18 protein-coding genes are annotated in these 18,697 nt (G+C 63.0%); 8 read left to right on the plus strand and 10 right to left on the minus strand.

Features of this window, described 5'->3' with window-relative positions:
• Nucleotides 1-2 precede the first annotated feature (2 nt).
• The 3 genes from ABFY71_RS11780 to ABFY71_RS11790 all read right to left on the minus strand — a co-directional run bounded on the left by ABFY71_RS11780 (nucleotide 3) and on the right by ABFY71_RS11790 (nucleotide 2,479).
• Nucleotides 3-677: a TRAP transporter small permease gene (locus tag ABFY71_RS11780; RefSeq protein WP_371136082.1), complete on the minus strand. Its 675-nt coding sequence runs from the start codon at nucleotides 675-677 to the stop codon at nucleotides 3-5.
• Between the two features lie 72 nt (nucleotides 678-749).
• Nucleotides 750-1,751: a DctP family TRAP transporter solute-binding subunit gene (locus ABFY71_RS11785; RefSeq protein ID WP_347946181.1), complete on the minus strand. Its 1,002-nt coding sequence runs from the start codon at nucleotides 1,749-1,751 to the stop codon at nucleotides 750-752.
• Nucleotides 1,752-1,993: 242 nt separating this feature from the next.
• Nucleotides 1,994-2,479 (minus strand): MarR family transcriptional regulator, encoded by a 486-nt coding sequence (locus tag ABFY71_RS11790; protein WP_347946182.1) that lies wholly within the window; start codon nucleotides 2,477-2,479, stop codon nucleotides 1,994-1,996.
• 80 nt (nucleotides 2,480-2,559) lie between these two features.
• Here ABFY71_RS11790 and ABFY71_RS11795 point away from each other — a divergent pair, with 80 nt between their 5' ends.
• Nucleotides 2,560-3,768, plus strand: coding sequence for an HlyD family secretion protein (locus ABFY71_RS11795; RefSeq protein WP_347946183.1), 1,209 nt, complete (start codon nucleotides 2,560-2,562; stop codon nucleotides 3,766-3,768).
• 7 nt (nucleotides 3,769-3,775) lie between these two features.
• Nucleotides 3,776-4,813, plus strand: a complete 1,038-nt coding sequence (locus ABFY71_RS11800; RefSeq protein WP_347946185.1) for a hypothetical protein — start codon at nucleotides 3,776-3,778, stop codon at nucleotides 4,811-4,813.
• A gap of 30 nt (nucleotides 4,814-4,843) precedes the next feature.
• Here ABFY71_RS11800 and ABFY71_RS11805 read toward each other — a convergent pair whose 3' ends face one another.
• Nucleotides 4,844-6,043 (minus strand): MFS transporter, encoded by a 1,200-nt coding sequence (locus tag ABFY71_RS11805; protein ID WP_347946308.1) that lies wholly within the window; start codon nucleotides 6,041-6,043, stop codon nucleotides 4,844-4,846.
• A gap of 291 nt (nucleotides 6,044-6,334) precedes the next feature.
• Between ABFY71_RS11805 and ampH the strand changes: the two genes are divergently transcribed.
• Nucleotides 6,335-7,444, plus strand: coding sequence for a D-alanyl-D-alanine-carboxypeptidase/endopeptidase AmpH (ampH, locus tag ABFY71_RS11810; protein WP_347946186.1), 1,110 nt, complete (start codon nucleotides 6,335-6,337; stop codon nucleotides 7,442-7,444).
• Between the two features lie 58 nt (nucleotides 7,445-7,502).
• Here ampH and ABFY71_RS11815 read toward each other — a convergent pair whose 3' ends face one another.
• From ABFY71_RS11815 to ABFY71_RS11830, 4 genes are all read right to left on the minus strand, one after another.
• Complete coding sequence (locus tag ABFY71_RS11815) at nucleotides 7,503-8,846, minus strand: sigma-54-dependent transcriptional regulator (protein ID WP_347946187.1); 1,344 nt, start codon at nucleotides 8,844-8,846, stop codon at nucleotides 7,503-7,505.
• Nucleotides 8,843-10,591, minus strand: a complete 1,749-nt coding sequence (locus ABFY71_RS11820) for a sensor histidine kinase (RefSeq protein WP_347946189.1) — start codon at nucleotides 10,589-10,591, stop codon at nucleotides 8,843-8,845. The genes ABFY71_RS11815 and ABFY71_RS11820 overlap by 4 nt, the downstream gene beginning before the upstream one ends.
• 127 nt (nucleotides 10,592-10,718) lie before the next feature.
• Nucleotides 10,719-11,915, minus strand: coding sequence for an MFS transporter (locus ABFY71_RS11825; RefSeq protein ID WP_347946309.1), 1,197 nt, complete (start codon nucleotides 11,913-11,915; stop codon nucleotides 10,719-10,721).
• A gap of 131 nt (nucleotides 11,916-12,046) precedes the next feature.
• Nucleotides 12,047-12,346, minus strand: coding sequence for a DUF983 domain-containing protein (locus ABFY71_RS11830; protein WP_347946190.1), 300 nt, complete (start codon nucleotides 12,344-12,346; stop codon nucleotides 12,047-12,049).
• A 185-nt stretch (nucleotides 12,347-12,531) separates the two neighbouring features.
• On the opposite strand from ABFY71_RS11830, the gene ABFY71_RS11835 reads away from it, so the two are divergent.
• The 5 genes from ABFY71_RS11835 (at nucleotide 12,532) to ABFY71_RS11855 (ending at nucleotide 16,192) form a co-directional block, all read left to right on the plus strand.
• Nucleotides 12,532-13,167 (plus strand): DUF309 domain-containing protein, encoded by a 636-nt coding sequence (locus ABFY71_RS11835; protein ID WP_347946191.1) that lies wholly within the window; start codon nucleotides 12,532-12,534, stop codon nucleotides 13,165-13,167.
• Between the two features lie 182 nt (nucleotides 13,168-13,349).
• Nucleotides 13,350-14,741, plus strand: coding sequence for a PAS domain S-box protein (locus ABFY71_RS11840; protein ID WP_347946192.1), 1,392 nt, complete (start codon nucleotides 13,350-13,352; stop codon nucleotides 14,739-14,741).
• Between the two features lie 110 nt (nucleotides 14,742-14,851).
• Nucleotides 14,852-15,175 (plus strand): hypothetical protein, encoded by a 324-nt coding sequence (locus ABFY71_RS11845; protein WP_347946193.1) that lies wholly within the window; start codon nucleotides 14,852-14,854, stop codon nucleotides 15,173-15,175.
• Entirely contained in the window at nucleotides 15,172-15,393 is a 222-nt protein-coding gene (locus ABFY71_RS11850) for a hypothetical protein (protein WP_305577969.1), read from the plus strand. Before ABFY71_RS11845 ends, ABFY71_RS11850 begins: the two co-directional genes overlap by 4 nt.
• 79 nt (nucleotides 15,394-15,472) lie before the next feature.
• On the plus strand, nucleotides 15,473-16,192 hold the full coding sequence (locus tag ABFY71_RS11855) for a DUF421 domain-containing protein (protein ID WP_347946194.1): 720 nt from the start codon (nucleotides 15,473-15,475) through the stop codon (nucleotides 16,190-16,192).
• An 86-nt stretch (nucleotides 16,193-16,278) separates the two neighbouring features.
• On the opposite strand, the gene ABFY71_RS11860 is transcribed toward ABFY71_RS11855, so the two are convergent.
• Together ABFY71_RS11860 and ABFY71_RS11865 are read right to left on the minus strand one after the other, a co-directional pair.
• A complete protein-coding gene (locus tag ABFY71_RS11860) occupies nucleotides 16,279-17,226 on the minus strand; it encodes a LysR family transcriptional regulator (RefSeq protein ID WP_305577973.1) in 948 nt (315 codons plus the stop codon).
• Nucleotides 17,227-17,250: 24 nt separating this feature from the next.
• Complete coding sequence (locus tag ABFY71_RS11865; RefSeq protein ID WP_347946196.1) at nucleotides 17,251-18,681, minus strand: aminobutyraldehyde dehydrogenase; 1,431 nt, start codon at nucleotides 18,679-18,681, stop codon at nucleotides 17,251-17,253.
• Nucleotides 18,682-18,697: the final 16 nt, after the last annotated feature.

Consider the following 18,697-nt stretch of genomic DNA (forward strand, 5'->3'; position numbering starts at 1 on the left):
TGTTAGTCCTTCACCGCGTCTTTGTTCTCGGCCACAAGGTCTTCTGCTTCGTGGCTGGCGATGATGTATTGGCGCTTGCCAGTGGCGATGTCATAGGCCGCCTGCAGGCTGCGATAGGCGAACAGGGCTAGGCCGGTGGGCAGGATCAGATAGGCGATCCAGCGCTGCACGCGCTCCTGCAGACCAAAACTCTGCTGGGCCCATTCGGGGTAGCGCAGGTCATCCAGGCCGATGCCGACCTTGAACATTTTTGCCCAGTAATCGATGGCGCCGCCCCGGGCATCGATGCCCAGGATCTGCAGCCAGTTGGCGTAAAGCAGGGTGAAGGCGTAGACCACGCAGGTCAGTGCTGCGACCACCGCCATGATGCGCGACAGGCGCGCCGGCAGCAGGTTGAGCACGATGTCGACGCCCAGATGCGAGTTGATCTTGATGGCGTAGCTCATGCCGAACAGGATCAGCCAGGCAAAAAGGATGCGGGTGAATTCGAGTGCGCCACCCCAGCCGGTGGTAAAACCATAGCGCATCACCACCTGGGTGAAGCTGACCAGGGTCAGCGCGGCCATCAGAAACGCCAGCGTACCCTCTTCAAAGCGGGTGACGGCACTGGGCCACCGCCGCTCAATCAAAAACAGTGCCCCGATCAGCACTGCTATAATCACGACCATCTGTGTCATGCGGCCCCCAATGTAGTGGTGTCACCAAACGGCAAGATCCGGGGCCCCGTGCAGGGCCCCGGATCGGCGCGTTTACTTGGTGTTGGCGGCCTCGGCAGCGGCGATATTGTCGGTGCCGACGTCGGCTTCGAACTCGGCCCAGACGGGCTTCATCACGGCCACCCAGGCCGCGCGCTGCTCTTCGTTCAACTCGCGAATGGTGCCGCCGGCGTCCAGAATATTCTGGCGGTTCTTGGCTTCCTGCTCGGCGACCGAATTATTGGCGCTGACAGTGGCTTCCTCGGCGATCTTGAGGAACTGGTCGCGCACGTCGGGCTCCAGCGACTCCAGCCATTCGGTCGAGGTGACCAGCAGATAGGCCAGCAGCTGATGGTTGGTCTCGGTGATGCCGTCCTGCACTTCGAAGAACTTCTGGGTGTAGATGTTGGACCAGGTGTTTTCCTGACCATCGACAACCTTGGTCTGCAGCGCGCCATAGACTTCCGAGAAGGCTAGCTTCTGGGCCGAACCACCCATGGCGCCGATCATGGCTTCCGCCACGTCCGAGGTCTGGATGCGGAACTTAAGGCCATTGCCGTCTTCTGGCAGGATGAGGGGCTTGTTGGCCGAGAACTGCTTCATGCCCGAGGACCAGTAGCCCAGGCCGGTATAGCCGACTTCTTCAGTGGCCAGCAGCAGGTCCTTGGCGGTGTCGGTAGCAAAAAAGCGGCTGACCGCATCCAGATCGGAGAACAGGAAGGGCAGATCGAACAGACGGTATTTCAGCGTATAGGCTTCGAACTTGGACAGCGACGGGGCGGCCAGTTGCACATCGCCGAGCAGCAGGGCTTCCATCACCTTGTCGTCGTCAAACAGCGTGGAGTTGGGGAACACTTCCATGCAGGCGACGCCGTTCATCTCCTCATTGACGCGATCGGCAAACAGCGTTGCTGCGTCGCCCTTGGGGTGACCGGATGCAGCCACCACATGGGCAAACTTGATGACCATTTCGCCATCATCGCACTGCGCCATCGCCGTCTGCGTGCCCAGCGCCAGCGCGCCCAGGGTCAAGGCGGTTGCCAAAACTGTCTTCATTGTCTCACTCCCAATCAATTGTCGTGATGCCTTGCTGGCACCTGTCGGCAAGGAATGACCGGCTGCGAAATGAAAGGACAACCGGCAATCGGCCGAATTGGGGCATAAAAATGGCTGCGGCCCCGCCAAATGGGTGGATTCGGTAACATCGGCTCGAATGGATGGGGGGATTAGGGGACAAATGGGGGCGTAGGGGCAAAATCCCCGTTGCCCCTGCAATCGGTGGTTTGCACCGGCTTTGATCAGTTGGTCGTGGAGGTCGGCCCGCCGCTCATGCCATCGGCCAGCCGCGCCATGCGCTCGAGGAATTCAGAGATCATTGCCAGTTCTTCTGTGCTGAAACCGGCGGTGGCGTCGCGATAGCTTTGCTCGATTTTCTGGTAGCTCTTCATCGGCTCGGCCGCCGCCACCTTGTCGAGCACCACCAGCAGGCTGCGGCGGTCCTCGGGATTGGCCATGCGCGTGATGTAGCCGGCGCTCTCAAGGCGATCGAGCAGCGCCGTCACCGAGCCTGAACTGAGATCGAGCTGCAGGATAATGTCCTTGGGGCTGAGCGGGGCGGGACTGCGCGCCAGCAGGCCAAGACAGGCAAAGTCGGTGGGATGCAGATGCTGGGTTCGCGCCGCATGCAGGCGCGCGTTTTCGACGCTGAGCAACATGCGGCGCATGGCCGTACCCACCTGGACCAGTTGCGCATGGCGTTTCGCATCAGATTTCGCATCAGACATTGACGGCACTCCGCTGGATATATATCTCTACCATCAAGATTGTAGTTGAGCTAGATAGTTTCGATGAAAGTTGCGTTCTGATGCATGTAGCAGAAACCCAAGGTAATCCTAAGCCATCCAGGGCTGCTGCAACGCCGCCAGACCGGCCCGGCCTGCGTGCGGTTGCAGCGTCGGTCGCCGACCCGGTCGCGCCAGCCGGAACGGCTGAGGCGCCTGCGACCCCACCCAAGGACGCCCGCGGCGCCGCCAAGAAGGCGGCCCGGATCATCCTGCTCGTCACCGTGGCGTGCCTGGCCTATCATGTGGCGACCGATCGCATGGTGCCCTCCAGTTCGACCGGCCAGGTCGCTGCGGCCACCGCCCAGATCGCGCCGCGCGTATCCGGCCAGGTGGAAGCCATCTTTGCCACGGACAACCAGTTCGTTAGCGCCGGCGAACGGCTGTTCTCGCTTGATCCCCGCCCCTATGATCTGAGCGTGCGCATCGCCGAGGTCAATCTGGAGCAGGCGCGTCAGGCGGTTGCCGCTTCAGGCACCTCGCTGGAAGCAACCCAGGCCCAGGTGGATCAGGCCCGCACCAATCTGTCGGCGACCCAGATCGCCTATGATCGCACTGCCGAGCTGCACAGTCGCGGCCTGACGTCCCAGGCCGGGATGGATGCGGCAGAGGCGCAACTGGCCTCAGCCAGCGCTGGCCTGGCGGCGGCCGAGGCCGGCTATCGCAGCGCGACAGAAGGCGCGGGCGACGCCGGGGACGCCAACGTCAAGGTGCTGGCCGCTCAGGTGCAGCTGGAGCAGGCCCTGCTCAACCGGGAGTTCGCCACGGTAACCGCCCCGAGCGATGGCTATGTGACCAATCTCAAGCTGTCGGCCGGACAATATCTGAACGCGGGTGCCCCCGCGCTCACCTTCATTTCCAGCGAGCGCCCCTGGGTGATGGCCGATTTCCGCGAGAACCAACTGGCCCATGTCGAGCCGGGCAAGGACGTCGCCCTGGTGTTCGATGGCCAGCCGGGCCAGATTGTCAAAGGGCGCGTCCAGGGCGTGGCCTGGGGCATCGATCCGGGTCGGATGAGCGCCAACGGCCTGCCGCAAAATCAGTCCTCGACCCGCTGGTTCGAACCGGCCCGCAGCATTCCGGTGCGCATTGAGATCGTCGACGATATTGCGCCCACCATGCGCGTCGGCTCCAAGGTCAATGCCTTGATCTACGCCACCAGCGACAATCCGGTGGCCTGGCTGGCCTCGGGCATGCAGCGCATCGGTGCGCTGTTTTCCTACCTGTACTGACGCCTCGATGTATATCGCGCCCCGCCCCACCTTTGACGACGACCCGCTGTTTGCCGTCCGGCTGGCGATCGTCCCGATCGCTAGCTTCGCCATCGGCATGATGGTGCAGTCGCCAATGGCCATGCTGTACCCCACCTTGGCCGTCTCGCTGGTGGCCGGGCACCGCAAGGCGCTCAGTATCGGACGCGCCCTGGCAGCACCGGTCTTGCTGGGTGGCATGATGTGGGTGATGTCGTTCTTCGTGGAGATGTTGTCGGGCCTGCCGGGGCTGCTGTTCGCCTTCATGGCGCTGATCTGCTTTCTCGGCTTTGTCGTCATTCAGAAGACCGGCAACAGTTTTGGCATGCTGTTGATCGTCTCGATCCTGCTGATGGCGATCATGGGCGCCAACTCCTATACGACCATGGCCTATCTGCGCTCCGAGATGTTCAAGGCGGCGCTGACGGCCGGCCTGTTGACCCCGATCGCCTATGTCCTGTTGCCGCCGCGTGCCACGCAGGAATTCGTCGAAATCCATGTGCCGGTGCGCGATGAGCTGATCGCCAAGCGGGCGCTGATCCGCACCGTGGTGCTGATGGCCTTTACTGCCCTGCTGCTCAGCGTGCTGGATCCGTCCAATTTGATCCTGTCGATCGGCGCCATGTTTGCGCTCATCTATCCCTATACCGACCAGGTGTGGCGCGAGGCGCGCGAGCGCTCGGTCTCGACCCTGGGCGGCGGGATCATGGCGCTGATCCTGCTCTGGCTGCTGGGCCTCTCCGCCCATATCACGGTGCTGTTCGGCGTCACGGCCCTGTTCCTGCTGTGGCTGGGGCACAAGATGATGGTCGGACGGCTGTCGCCCATGACCTACCAATATGCCGGCTCGGTCATGGTGTCGCTGGCCGGCAGCGCGCTGATGACCTCGGAGCCATCCTTCGCCTTTATACAGCGCGTGGTGTTGACCGTGGGCGGCGGCGTGGGGGCAGCCCTGGCCGTTGCCATCCTTGAAAGCCTGCTGCTCAATCCAGCGCCGCAGGCTGACGCGCCGGCCCTTGCCCGGTGAGAAACGCAGGCAGCCAGCGCGTTTGACCCGTTACCAGCGGCCGCGGCCCTTGCCGATCGGGGGCAGGAAGGCCGCGAACAGGCCCATGAACGGCAGGAACGAGCACAGCTTGAAAATGAACGCGATGGAGGTGTGATCGGCCAGTATGCCGAGCGCGGCCACCCCGATGCCGCCAATGCCGAATGCCACCCCGAAGAACAGTCCGGCAATCAGTCCTATCCTGCCGGGCACCAGTTCCTGGGCGAACACCACAATGGCCGAGAAGGCCGACGCCAGGATAATGCCGATGACGACGGTCAGAATGACGGTCCAGGTGTAGTCGACATAGGGCAGGGCCAGCGTGAAGGGCAGGGTGCCGAGGATCGAGAACCAGATCACGAAGCGGGTGCCAAACCGATCCATAATGGGGCCGCCAGCAATGGTGCCGATGGCGATGGAGCCCAGGAATACGAATAGCAGGATCTGCGCATCCTGAATTGACACCGAGAACCGGTCGATCACGTAGAAGGTGTAAAAGCTTGCCAGGCTGGTCTGATACAGATGCTTGGACAGTGTCAGCACCATCAGCACGACAATCGTTCGGATAATAATGGCGCGCGGAAAGGTCGGGGCAGGGACCGTCACCTTGCGCGCGGCACTGGCGACCCGCAGCGCGGCATACCAGCGCCCAACGCCAAACAGCACCACCATGCCCAGCAGCGCGATGACAGAGAACCAGGACACGCTGGTTTGACCGTGCTGCAGCACGATAAAGGCTGCCAGCAGCGGGCCGATGGCCGAGCCGATATTGCCGCCCACCTGGAATAGCGACTGGGCCACCCCATGCCGCCCGCCCGATGCCAGGCGTGCCACGCGCGAGGCTTCCGGGTGAAAGATCGCCGACCCCAGCCCGACGAAGGCGGCGCCGATCAGCAAGGTCCAGTAGGTGGTGGCAAAGGCCAGAAAAACCAGCCCAATCAGCGACAACCCCATGCCGACTGCCAAGGAATAGGGCAGCGGGCGCTTGTCCGTATAAATGCCGATCGCCGGTTGCAGCAGCGATGCGGTGATCTGGAACACAAAGCCCAGAATGCCGATCTGGGTGAAGTCGAGCCCGTAACTATCCTTGAGCATCGGATAGAGCGCCGGAATCAGCGACTGAATGGTGTCATTGAGCAGGTGCCCGAGGCTAACGGCCATGATGACCGCGAACGCCGTCTCGCTGGCCGGCTTTTCGGCGCTGGTCGTCATGGGTTCTTGCGCGTCGGCCGTCGGATTGGACACAGTCTACTCCAGTTCGAGACAGTCAACCCGCCTGGCATGAGCAGGCTGGCTCGCCGCGTTCGGTCACGGCTGGACTGTGTCACTGGCTTCACTAACATGTTTGTGTCGCGCCTGGGCCACCCCCGAAAGACTATTTTTCTTCGCCTGCGGCGGCCAGAGAAAATGGTTCGGCATCAGCCGGTTGCTATCCAATAATACACCAAACGTTAGGACGTGGTTGCCATCATGGCGGCTCCCGACACGATGCCGGAGTGCTCAATGCGATACATTCTCGCCGCCGCCGCGACCGCCTTTCTTGTGACGACTCCCGCTTTTGCGGAGGATCCCCTGCTGAACGACGCCGTCAGCTTCACCGGTCAGATCTTCCACCTCGACAGCGGCGTTCCGGGCCTGGTCATCGCCGCCGTCCGGGATGGCGAGAGTGCGGTTTTCGGCTTTGGCGAGACTGCCAAGGGCAGTGGTCGCGAACCTGATGCGCAAACCCAGATCGGTGTTGGATCGATTACCAAGAGTTTCACCGGTCTCTCGCTCGCCCATGCAGTTGCCAGCGGGAGGGCGGCACTGACGGACCCTGCCGGGCCGCATGTCGGCATCGTCGAAACGCTGCCGCAGCGCGACGGCCAGCAGATTCGCCTCATCGATCTCGCCACCCATGCTAGCGGGCTGCCGCGCGAGCTCGCGCCTGTCGAGGGCGTCGAAAACTACGCTGACGCGTCCTTTGCCGCCAATCTGGCGGGTGACCCGCTGCTGTTTACACCCGGGTCGGGCATTCACTATTCCAATGTTGGTTTCGACCTGCTGGCGATGGCGCTCTCGGATATTTCCGGCATGCCCTATGCCGACCTCCTGCAGGAGACGATCCTTGACCCGATCGGCCTGACGGCAACCAGCTATGAGCGCCCCACGGGTGACAATGTGATGATGGGGTATGACTGGAACGGTGTCGAAATGGACCCGGGCGAGGCGATACCCAACCGGTTCGGTGCATCGGCGCTGCACACCACCGCCAACGACATGGTCAAATATCTCCAATGGAACCTTGATCGGTTTGATGCGGCCGAGGCCGAAACGCGTGCCATCAGCCATGCCGGCTGGGTCGTGCGCGATGGCCTTGACCCGGTATCCGGCATGGATGAATCCGGACACATGGACGCCATGGGCCTTGGCTGGGTGATCATGATGCCGGAAGGCGACCGCCCCCTGATCATCCAGAAGGCTGGTGGCACGAACGGCGTGTTCAGCTACATCGCCTTTGCACCCACGCGCGGCGTCGGCGTCTTCATCTCCATCAACCAGTTCAACTTTTCCGCCGCAACGGCCATGGCGCAGACCGCCAACAGGCTGATTGCCACGCTCGCGCCACGCTGAGCGGGGCCCGATGATCGAACCAGCACGATGGTCGCGCTGGCGGCCGTCGTGCTGACGGTCAGTCTTCCCGGAAATCCTTGCGGTCCAGGCCCAGCTTGACCATTTTCTCGTAGAGCGATTTCCGCGACAGGCCGAGCACCTCATAGACCGCCTTCAGACTGCCGTTCTGGGCGCGCAGTTCGTCGGCGATGGTCTGACGCTCAAAGGCCTGCACCCGCTCGCGCAGCGTCGTGGCGCTGGTGGCGGCGCGGTGGTCTTCCACCCCGTCAATGCCCAGCACATAGCGCTCGGCGGCGTTGCGCAATTCGCGCACATTGCCCGGCCAGGGCCGCAGGCTGACGCTCGACAGATAGCTTGTGGACAGCGCCGGGGGCGGCACGCGCAACTGGGTCGCGACGATCTGCACCAGATGGGCGAACAGGGCAGGGATGTCCTCGGCCCGGTCGGCCAGGGCGGGCAGCCGCAGCGTGGCAATGTTGAGCCGGTACAGCAGATCCTTGCGGAACACGTTCTCATCGGCGGCGCGCTCCAGATCAACGCTGGAGGTGGCGATGAAGCGGGCATTGAGCGCGATGGGTTCATGCGAGCCCAGCCTCGTGATGGCCCGCTCCTGCACCGCCCGCAGCAGCTTGGCCTGCAGATAGAGCGGCATGTTCTCGATATCGTCGAGAAAGATCGTGCCATTGCGGGCATGCTCGAACTTGCCGGCCCGCGCCCGCATCGCCCCGGCAAAGGCGCCTGCCTCATGGCCGAACAGTTCGGCTTCCATCATCTCGGCTGGAATGGCGGCGCAGTTGATGGCGACGAAGGGCCGGTCCTCGTCGGCGGTCAGATCATGGATCGCCCGTGCCGCCAGTTCCTTGCCGGTGCCGGTATCGCCGACGATCAACACGTCGGCCCGCGTCGGCGCCACGGCGCGGATCTGTTTGCGCACGCTCACCATCACTGGTGAACGGCCGACCAGCCGGGTTTCCAGATCGTCCGAGCGATTGGCGACGCTGGAGCGCAGGACGCGGTTTTCTAGCGTCAGCTGGCGTTTTTCCAGCGCACGGGTGATGGAATCGAGCAAGCGCTCGACCGAGAACGGCTTTTCGATGAAGTCGTAGGCGCCGTCGCGCATGGCATCGACCGCCAGATTGACGTCGCCATGGCCGGTCAACAGGATCACCGGCAGGTCCGGGTCAATGGCGACCGCCTTGCGCAGCAGGGTCATCCCGTCCATTCCCGGCATGCGAATGTCGGTGACCAGAACGCCATGCCAGCTGCGTGAAACAGCGGCCAGCGCCTCTTCCGCCGACCCGGTCGCGCGCACCGGGAACCCCACCAGATCGAGCGCCTGGCTGGCGGCCCGGCGCAGATCTTCCTCGTCATCGACCAGCAGCACTTCGATGGATAAACTCACTGCGCCGCCACCTGTTCATGTTCACCCAAATCGAGGCGCACCACAAAACAGGCGCCTCCGCCTGGCCAATTGTGCGCCGATAGGGTGCCGCCGAAATCCTTGACGATATTGTAGGAGATCGACAGGCCCAGCCCCAATCCCTGGCCGACTTCCTTGGTGGTGAAGAAGGGATCAAAGATCTGGCCGAGGTCCGAGACAACAATGCCCGGCCCCGTATCGCGCACCGAAACCTCGACGCTGGCGCCGGCCCGCGCCACGCTGATGGTTATGCTCGGGGCTGGTTGTCCCGCCATGGCGTCCAGCGCGTTGAGCACCAGATTGACCACCACCTGCTGCAGCCGAACCGGCCCGCCGCGCACCTGCAGTCCCGGTTCGCCCAAATCCGTCGTCACGCTCACCGCCTGCTCGCGCAGCCGGGCGGACACGACTTCAAGCGCATCCTCGATCACCTTGCCGATGGCGGTCGAGCCGAAGGTTGGATTGGGTTTGCGGGCGAAATTGCGCAAATGCCGGGAAATGGCGGCCATCCGGTCGGTCAGCTCTGAAATCCGGGTGATGTTGTCCACGGCCTCCTGCTGGCGGCCACGCTGTAAATAGGTCAGCGCATTCTGGGCATAGGTCTTGACCGCCGACAGGGGCTGGTTGATCTCGTGCGACAGCGCCGTCGACATCTGGCCCAGCGCGGCCATCTTGCCGGTCTGGATCAGTTCGGTCTGGGTCTTGCGCAGCAGGTCCACGGCTGCCTTGCGTTCGCCCACCTCGTGCGCCAGCGAGGCATTGCTGTCGAGCAATTCGCGGGTCCGGTCGCGCACGATCCGCTCCAGCCGCAGCGCATTGGCCCGCTGCGCCCTGCTCCGTCGCACGCCGGCAAAATGTCGGTTGATCAGCAATTGCACCGCCAGCGTCAGCGCCAGCGCCAGGGCTGCCGCCAGACCGCCCCACATGACCGCTGCCCACCGTATCGGCGCGGCCTGCAACAGCACCGTCAACGTCCAGTTCAATGGCGCCAGATAGCGCGACCGCGCCAGATAGCGCGTCGGCGCGTCCTGCAGCGGGTTGGCGGCGCCCCCTTGCACCGTGTCGCGGAAATCGGGGCGTGGCGCCATGCGCCAGGCGGCACGATTGGAAATGACCACCAGGCCGGCAGCATCCGATGCCAGGATGGGATTGTTGATCAGCGACCAATTGTCCTCGATGGTGACCAGATCGACATAGACCGCCACCACGCCGATGATCGTCTTGTTGTCCCACATCGCTGACGTGAACACATAGGCGCGCCGGCCGTCATCCAGTACGCGCTCATCGCGGCCCAGCCGCCCCTGCAAGGCCGCGCGCAGCAATGGCGAACTGGGCGCAATCACATCCTTGGCGGCCCCCGACGCGCGGGCCAGCACCGCGCCGGAGGGGCGCAGGAACACCACGTCCAGCGCGCCCGAAAGCGCCGCTGCCTGCAGCGCGATCCGGTGGGTCGCGGCCGCATCGGCGCCCGGCGCATAGAGTGAAGCAGCATCGGGGCGATGACCCAGTACCACGGGAAGCATGCGATATTTGTCCAAGGCCCCGTTCAGCGCCTCAGCCTGCACATTGAGGATTTCCTGCGCCGCCGCGCCCAATCGGTTGGCCTGCAGGTCCGACGCCGTGCCCCCGACGAACGCCGCCCCTGCACCACACAGCAGCAAGCCGACCAGCGCGTTGAGCGCGCTCAGCCGGAAATAGCGTTGCGAAACGGCCGCGCCATTGCTCATGCCCGGGTCAGCTCCCGGATAACTGGGCGATGATGGGGAGGCTCACTCGACATGGCTGGTCCGGAAAAAGATGGTCGCAGAACGCTATCGCACCAGGGCAGCGAGATCGACAGGAAATGCAGCCTGCTCAGTCGGCGGTGATGATCAGGGGTGGCAGAAGATAGAGCCGCCAGGCCAGCAGCAGGGCAGCGCCGAAGGCGATGGCGGTGAAGCCGACAACGCCCGGCCAGCCCCCGATGCTCCAGCCATAACCACCCAGCGTACCGATCACGCTGGAGCCGCCATAATAGGCCAGCAGGTAGAGGGCGCTGCCCTGCGCCCGCGCATTCTGGGACCGCCGCGCCACCCAGGCGCTGGCGATCGAATGCGCGCCGAAAAACGCGAAGGTCATGACTGCCATACCCAGCACAATTGCCCATAGCGGCGGCAGCAGGGTAATGGCGAGCCCGGCCAGCATGACCACGATCAGTGGCCAGAACACCTTGCGGCGGCCCAGCCGTCCCGCCAGTGCTCCCATCCATGCCGAACCCAGCGTTCCCACCAGATACACCACGAACACCAGCGAGATCTGGCCATGGTCAAGATTGTAGGGAGGCGCCAGCAGGCGAAAGCCGACATAATTGTAGATCGCCACAAACCCGCCCATCATCAGAAACGCACACAGGACCAGGAGGGGCAGCGCCTTGTCCGACAAGACAGCGCGCATATTTGCGCCCAGCTCGGGCAGGGTGAGGGTGCGCGCGCGTGGCGTCTTTGGGGGCGGCAAGAGCAGCAGGAACACCAGTGCGTTGATCAGGATCAGTACGCCCAGCGCGGTCAGGGCGGCCCGCCAGCCCACCATCTCGGCCAGAAATCCGACCATCAATCGCCCGCTCATCCCGCCCAGCGCCGAACCGCCGACGAACAATCCAATCCCCAGGCCGAGCGCCGCATTGGACATTTCCTCGGCCAGATAGACCATGGCGATGGCCGGCACGCCGCACACCGCGACGCCCAGCAGGGCCCGCACCACCACCAGACTGGTCCAGTCGCCGCTTTCCGGCACCGCCAGCACCAGTGACGCTGTGGCCAGCATGGTGGTCAGCATCAGCGATTTGCGGTTGAAGCGATTGCCCAGCCAGCCAACCAGCACCAGCGACAGCGCCAGTGTTGCCGTCGTTGCCGAAAGGGCCACCGAGCTGCTGGCGGCGTCGAGGCCGAACTCAATGGCAAAGATCGGCAGCAATGGCTGAACCGAATAAACGGCGGCAAACACTGAAAAGGCCGCCAGGAACAGCGCCGCCGAGGCGCGCCAGTAATCCGCAGTGCCGCGCTCAATCTTCACTCTGGTCAATACAGGCGCTATCCCCGGATCGTTCCGGCAAGGGGGAGCCGGGCTCCCGGCTGCTGACGATTATCGATGTGTTCTATCGCAAGGGCCGGCAAATCGCGAAAGCCATTCTAAGCCGGACCGTCTCACCGCTCCAGCCTGTCATTGGCGCGCAACGCCCACAACAGACCAATCAGGCCGCCCTTGCACGGGCGCATGACCAGCAGGGAGGCAGCAACCGAAATGGGCAACAGGATCACAAGGTAGTATAATGGACTGGTGCCACCGGCCAATTCAATGACCAGAAAAGCGCCGGCAAAAACCAGGACAATGACCAGCCCGACGAGCAGAGCGGTCAGCAGGCCGGCATCGTAGCGCCCCAGCGGTTCGTTGCAGTGCTGGCAGCGGGCGTTCTGCGAAAGGAAGCCAGAAAACTGCTTGCCCACACCGCAATTGGGGCATTTGCACAATATGCCTCTGCCGACGGACGATAAAATTGGACGAGATTGGGCTGGATATGTGTTTCGATCAGACACAGTCGACTCGCGTTTTGGTGGCGCTTGTCGCTACCATAGGGGCAGGGGGCGCGTTGTCCCTAATCAAAAGCGCCAATTGCCGGAGCGTGCGCACCATGACCAATTGGCAATCGGCAGTGCATCGCCGTGCTGGCGCAGAGACTGGAGAGCCGACCATGATGGGCCATGCGCCTCGATCGCGCCTATTGCCGCGCAGGACCTTTCCCGCATACGCCTATCTGCCAGGGGGCCATCAGCCCCATCCGGTGCGTGAAGCCGCCGGGCACAGCTATCAGCACGATGCCGCGCCGCCGGCTCAGGACGCCGTCGCGCCAGGCGACGCCCTTGGCTGGGGCATCGATCTTTTCAATCATGGCTATTACTGGGAAGCGCATGAGGCGTGGGAGCCGATATGGCTGGCCGCCAAGGGCAATATTCAGGATCGCGCCTTGTTCAAGGGACTGATCATGCTGGCGGCGACCGGGGTGAAAATCCGCGAAAGAAAATGGCCAGCTGCGGCGCGACACGCCGGACGGGCCGCCAGGGCCCTGCGTCAATTGCCGCGGGGTACGGACACAACCCTGTTCAAGCAGATCGGCATGGCACCCGAGGTGTTGGCAAGCCTGGCCGAGGCAGCGGCGCACTCGCCGATCAACCTGCCAATGCAGCGCGACGGCAAACCTGAGCCCGTCTTTCCGTTCCTTCTGGGAAGCGCATACGAGCAGGAGCCGTCGCCGCTGGCCCAAGGTTAGCGCACCGGTTTTCGCAATCAGCACATGGGTTCGGCTGTGCTCCGGCATCGGGTACACGATGTTGAGCTTTGGCCGCCGGCGCGGTGCGGCACTGCCTGGCTTGGGCCCGGCAACCAGTTGCTTGCAATGGAGCCAATAGGCGCTATCAATCGTGCATTGACAAACCCCGAGTGCGCAGCAGAATGTTGGACTCCAACCCTCTCGACATCCGCCTGGCCGCCGCCTCACTGCGGGCCTTGCCCGTGGCGGTGTACACAACGGATGCTGATGGCCTCATTGTCTCCTACAATGAGGCCGCCGCAACCCTGTGGGGTGTCCGTCCTGAACTGGGGACGGTGCGCTGGTGCGGCTCCTGGCGCCTTTACCATACCGATGGCAGGCCAATGGCGCATGGGGATAGCCCGATGGCTATCGCTATCAACGAGCAACGCGCAATCCATGGGGCCGAAGCGGTGGCCGAGCGTCCTGATGGCACGCGTGTACCCTTCATGGCCTTTCCTACCCCGCTCCATGACACCGATGGCACGATGCTTGGGGCGGTCAGCACGCTGGTCGACTTGAGCTCGCAGCAATTGGTCAAGCGCGCCCAGCAGCATCTGGCCGCTTTGGTGAAGTCGTCCCATGATGCAATCATCAGCAAGGACCTCGCCGGCATCATCACGACCTGGAATGAGAGTGCCCAACGCCTGTTCGGCTATGATGCCGAGGAGGCCGTTGGCAAATCGATCACCATGCTGATTCCCAAGGAACGGCTGCATGAGGAGGTCGAGATCCTGGCGCGGATCCGGGCGGGCGAAGTGGTCGATCACTTCGAGACCGTGCGATTGCACAAGGATGGCAGCCGGCTGCCACTGTCGCTGACGATCTCTCCCATCAGGGAGGAGGACGGTACGATCATCGGCGTCTCCAAGATGGCGCGTGACATCACGGCGCAAAAGGAGAGCGAGGAACGCATCAATGCCTTGATGCGCGAGGTCAATCACCGGGTGAAGAACCAGTTTGCCGTGATCAACGCCATGGTGCGCGAAACCAGCACTCGGGCAACCGACAGTGTGGAGTTTGCCCGCCAGGTCTCAGAGCGCATTATGGCGCTGTCACGCTCACACGATCTGCTCGTCAATGGCGAGTGGAAGGGAAGCAGTCTGTTTGAACTGCTGCTGGCCCATGTTCGCGCCTTTGGCCACGAGGAGCGCGTCGGCATGTCCGGCCCCGCCATCTCCCTGCAGCCCTTTGCAGTGCAATATCTGGGCATGGCGTTCCATGAACTCGCAACCAACGCCGTCAAATATGGGGCGCTCTCCAGCGAGGCTGGTTCGGTTGAGATCTCCTGGTCCGTCAGCGGGGATGACCAGTTCCAGCTGACCTGGACAGAATTGGGGGCACTCAAACCGGTTGCAACGCCGGCCAACAAGGGGTTCGGCTCGATCGTGCTGGAACGCGTGGCGCCCTCGGCGGTATCGGGCAAAGGTGAGCTTACCTACCTCCCCGACGGCATCCGGTGGTCCCTCATAGCGCCATTGCACGCCATTCAGGCCAAGACCGGCAGCTTTGATGCTGCGCACCACAAGTCATGACGACTGCAGATCGGCGCCCCGAACGCCTGCAGCGCTGAATCTGCGACGGCCACCGCAACCGATGCCGTGGTGCGGCATTGATATGGGAATTGTTCCTTCAGGAGGATCTCATGTCGAACACGCCGCACAATCGCGCCAAAGTCGCAGCTAGCCATAATCCCGGCGCCAGCTCAGAAGTACAAGCGACCGGCGCTGGCAACGCCCGGCCCGAAGCCGGGCACGACACCATCCGCGACGGCCTGCCGACTGGCGAGGATACTGCCGACCGCAATGATGTTGCCGACCCCCATCCCTCCACCGAAGAGAACTACGACACGATCCCGCATCCGGGCGGCGCCAACCCGCCAACGGGCCCCGACATTGGCCCCAACAGCTACGCCCATGACGGCACGGCGCCTCCGCGTCCACGCAACCGGGGACCGGCGCAGCAATGACCGATATCGCGCTCGACCAGGATTTGCTCGACGGCATCAAGCGCTTCATCGCGCACCGCGATGAGCCGCCGCGCGGGACGATGTCATATAACGACGCCGTCAACGTCATCGTCCGGGACTGGTTGATGGGCCAGGGCTATGTACCGCTACCCGATCAGGATCTGGACGCCGCAATCGTACCGGCACTGGAAGCGGCGCACGCGCCATCGGGCCGCTAGGACCGGCGGCTTTGGCCCGACCGGGGCCATGGTGATGGAGCGGGCATGGTGATGGGCGTGGATCGGACCGGGGTGAACAATGGACGCGTTTGACCTGCAGCGGATGCTTCTGGGCGAGGAGCCGCCGCTGTTCTTCCTGGAAATCCTCGCCAGGACGCTCATTATCTACCTCTACATGCTTGTGCTGTTGCGGTGGCTTGGCAGCCGCACCATCGGCCAGCTCTCGACTGTGGAATTCCTACTGGTCATCGCCCTTGGTTCGGCGGTCGGCGACGTCATGTTCTATCCGGACGTGCCGCTGCTGCATGCCCTGCTGGTGGTGACGATTGTCGTGTTGATCAACAAGGCGCTCGATCTACTCATGGCCCGCAGCAAACGAGCGCAGCGGGTTATCGACGGCACGCCGGAGGAAGCCATCCGACAGGGTGTGATTTGTTCCACCTTTGCCGACAGCACAGCGCTGAGCACCAGTGAGCTGTTCCAGCAATTACGCCAGAACGGCATTGAACACCTTGGTCAGGTCGAACATGCCTATGTCGAAACGGACGGTACGCTCACCATCTTCAAAAGCGTTGCGATCGGCCGCCAGGGGCTGCCAATCGTGCCGCCCTGGGAGATCGAGCACCCGGTCGAAATTACCCCCGATGCCGCGCCGGAGGAGGCCTTGGTCTGCATGCAGTGCGGTACGATTCAGGCGCAGCCCGTGCCTCTGACCTGCCCCAATTGCGGCCATGACAGATGGACGCGTCCGGTATCCGACCGGACTTCAATTGCCCCGGCAAGGCACCAGAGCTCCTGAGCTGATGCCATCGCGCCAATGAACGCGACAGGTCGCCTCGGGCTGATATGCCCCAATTTGCCCTTCTCCCAGTCGGGCTTCCGCTGCTACTCTACCCAGGCCATGCTCGGGTCGACAGTGGCGCAGTACAAGGTGGCACTCCGATGGGCTTGTTCCACGACGCGCCGTATCAGGTCCTTCTCGCTGATCGCCTGATACGACCCGATAATGGGCATGGCGGGAAAGTGCTTGGCCACGCGGATGGGATGCAGAAGCCCCATTTTGAGCTCGCGCCTGATGGTAACGGTCGGAATGGCACCGACGCCAAATCCGTCAATAAGCAGACTGATGATCGAATAGAGCGAGTTGGAGCTGGTCAGCTTGCTCGCCAGCACCTGCTCGTCCTGAAAATAGGGAGCGATCATCCTGTAGGGGGGCGTATTCTTGGGGAAGGTGATGATCGGCAGGCTCGCCAGATCGTCAACGCTATAGGAGCGGTCGGGATCAATGATCTTGGGTGAGCCCGCCCAGGTCATCTGCAATACGCAGGATGTGAAGCTGCGAAAGTCGTCGCCGATAGCCGGATCGAGGGCGAAGATGACGTCGAACTCGCCCTTGTTCATCCCGTCAATGAGGTTCTTCGTACCCTCAACTGTCAGTTCGATCTTGAGGGTCGGCGCCGCCTCGTGCAGCGCCTCCACAAACGGCGTCATCCATGTCGCCGACACCGAATCGATGGCGCCAATCCGCACCACTTTTGGGGTGAGGGCGGTGTCGTCGGCCAGCTCGCTCTTGAGACCCTCATACGAACTCAGGATCGCCTGAAAGGTGTCGAGCACTTTCTGCCCGCCGGGCGTCAATGAAAACTTGCGGCCGGTGCGGTCGATCAGGCGGCAGCCGAACTCTTCTTCCATTGCCGCCAGGCGAATGGAAATGGCCGGTTGGGTCGTATGCAGTTCCGCCGCGGCCCGGCCAAAGTGCCGGTGCCGCGCCAGGGCGATGAAGGTAACCATATCGAGGATGCGCAGAGCGCTGCCTCTGTCAGATTTTACCATGCGCGAACGCCTTGTTTGCCGCCGTTAGGAGGCGATCATGATGTGGCGTATCTGAGTGTAGTCCATCAGCGACTGCATGGAGAGGTCCGAGCCATAGCCCGAATTTCTCATGCCACCATGCGGCATCTCGGTGGCGAACACGCCATGCGTGTTGACCCAGGTGACGCCGTATTGCAGCGCATTGGCAATGTTCATCGCCTGCACGCTGTTGCGCGACCAGACGGAGGAGGCCAGCCCGTATTCCGAGGCATTGGACCATTCCACTGCCGTGCCGGGTTCATCGAACGCGGTGATGGTCAGTACCGGCCCAAACACCTCCTTCTGCACGATCTCCGACTGGATCGGCGCCGAAACCAGCGTGGGCTCGTAGAAATAACCCTGCCCACTGACGGCATTGCCACCCGCCACGATATCAGCGCCGTCACCGCGCGCCCGTTCGACAAACCCGGCCACCCGGTCGCGCTGTGCGCCAGTGATCAGCGGCCCAAACTCGACATCGTCGCGCTCAGGCGCGCCGTACACCAGCGAGCCAATCATGGTCGACAGCTTGTCAGTGACTTCCTGCTCGATGGATTTGTCGACCAGAATGCGACAGGCCGCCGTGCAATCCTGCCCGGCATTGTAGAAACTGGCTTCACGCAAGGTTTCCACCAGAGAATCCAAATCAGCGTCGGCGCAAACGATGACCGGCGCCTTGCCCCCCAGTTCGAGATGCGTGCGCTTGATGCTCTCGCCTGCAGCCGCCTTCAGCACGGCCCGGCCGGTACGGACATCGCCGGTCAACGAGATCATCCTCACCAGCGGGTGCGTGATCAGGCTCTGCCCCACTTCCGGGCCGTCGCCACAAATCACGTTGACCACGCCGGCCGGCAGAAATTCGGCCAGGATGGAGGCCAGGAGCAACAGGCTGAGGGGGGTGTTTTCCGAGGGCTTGATGACCACGGTATTGCCAGCCGCAATCGCTGGCGCGATCTTCCAGGCGGCCATGAGCAGCGGATAGTTCCAGGGCGCGATGGAGGCGATCACCCCCAGCGGATCACGCCGCATCATGCTGGTGTGCCGGTTGGAGCGAAAACCGTTCGCGGCAATGCCGGGCACATTGCGCGCGGCCGTACCGAAGAAGCGGAACACGTCGGCAACATTGGCCAATTCGCCCGCCTGCACATAGCGCCACGGCTTGCCCGCATTGGCCGATTCCACATCGGCCAGGCTGTGTGAGTGCGCTTCGATGGCATCGGCAATCCGCATCAGCGCAAGACTGCGCTCCTTGGGCGTGGTTTGTCCCCACTTGGCAAAGGCGGCGTGTGCGCTCGTCACTGCAGCATCGACCTGGGCGCGATCAGCCGAAGCCACATCAGCCAGCACCTTGCCGGTGGCCGGCTCATGTGCTGCCAGCGCCGGACCCTGACCGCGGACATAGTCGCCATTGATAAACAGGCGTGTTTCAAAGCTCATGCTGAACTCCCGATCA

It is taken from the genome of Devosia alba (assembly GCF_039938915.1).
Classification (GTDB): Bacteria; Pseudomonadota; Alphaproteobacteria; order Rhizobiales; family Devosiaceae; genus Devosia; species Devosia alba.